This window comes from Blastococcus sp. CCUG 61487 (assembly GCF_005222955.1).
Lineage (GTDB): Bacteria > Actinomycetota > Actinomycetes > Mycobacteriales > Geodermatophilaceae > Blastococcus.
This window is the reverse complement of record NZ_LWUA01000097.1, coordinates 1-283: the sequence shown is the minus strand read 5'-3', so window position 1 is coordinate 283 and position 283 is coordinate 1. Positions and strand designations below refer to the sequence as shown.

The following is a 283-nucleotide window of genomic DNA, read 5'->3' as shown; positions in this document are numbered from 1 at the left end:
GGTGACGTCCCGCTGAGTGGTGGATGTAGTCCTCACCGTGTCGGTCAGCGGTGTGGTGACTATGACGCGATCAGTGCCGGTTGCGCCACCTCCCTCGCTGACGGGGTCGCCCGGGTGAGCAGGGCCATGGAGCCTTCGGAGAGGTAGCGGCGGTCGGTGACCTGCCATTCGTCGTGTGCCTCGACCAGCACGGCGCCGGCCAGCCGCAGCAGCGCCTCGGGGTTGGGAAACACGCCAACGACGTCGGTGCGGCGCTTGATCTCCTTGTTCAACCGTTCCAGCG

General features: G+C 67.1%; 1 protein-coding gene. It reads right to left on the bottom strand.

Features of this window, described 5'->3' with window-relative positions; all coding sequences use genetic code 11:
- Positions 1-59 precede the first annotated feature (59 nt).
- Positions 60-283, bottom strand: a 224-nt coding sequence (locus A6V29_RS06795; protein ID WP_170977730.1) for a transposase, incomplete at its 5' end; no start/stop codon positions are given.